At 48.7% G+C, this 483-nt stretch carries 2 protein-coding genes; one reads left to right on the top strand and one right to left on the bottom strand.

Annotated features, from left to right (window positions below):
- Positions 1-158 (bottom strand): ATP-binding cassette domain-containing protein (locus M3636_RS29125; RefSeq protein WP_251384752.1); only part of this gene is annotated, 158 nt, incomplete at its 3' end.
- Between the two features lie 140 nt (positions 159-298).
- Here M3636_RS29125 and M3636_RS29120 point away from each other — a divergent pair.
- A partial coding sequence (locus tag M3636_RS29120; RefSeq protein ID WP_353056329.1) for an SPFH domain-containing protein occupies positions 299-483 on the top strand: 185 nt, incomplete at its 3' end.

The following is a 483-nucleotide window of genomic DNA, read 5'->3' as shown; positions in this document are numbered from 1 at the left end:
ATAATCTTCAGCAAGGTACTTTTCCCGCAGCCGGAAGGGCCGGTAATCAACTTGAATTCTCCGGCGCGAAGCTGAAAATTGATATTGTGTAAAATAACGGCATCGTCGGTCTTAAACCCCACACCGTCGAGACGCAAAAGCGCGTTATTTTCCTTCATGAGTCTTCCTGATTATTTTCTGAAACACCGCTAGTTTACCGCACTTTCCTTTCTCCAGGATGAGGAGAAAGATATACTCAGTTTAAACATGCGCTATTTCCTTGTAGCGCCCCGCCAGGCAACAAGACAGGAGGTTTTTGATGCTAATTTTTATTCCTATCCTTATTTTCGTCGCGCTGGTTATTGTGGCCGCGGCGGTGAAAATTGTCCCGCAGGGCTACCAGTGGACGGTGGAGCGCTTCGGGCGTTTTACCCAGACGCTGCAGCCGGGATTAAGCTTAGTCGTGCCGTTTATGGACCGTATCGGCCGCAAAGTGAACATGAT

Origin of the sequence: Paenibacillus sp. MER 99-2 (assembly GCF_023714095.1) — a bacterium.
Lineage (GTDB): Bacteria > Bacillota > Bacilli > Paenibacillales > Paenibacillaceae > Paenibacillus.
This window is presented reverse-complemented; position numbering and strand designations above follow the sequence as displayed.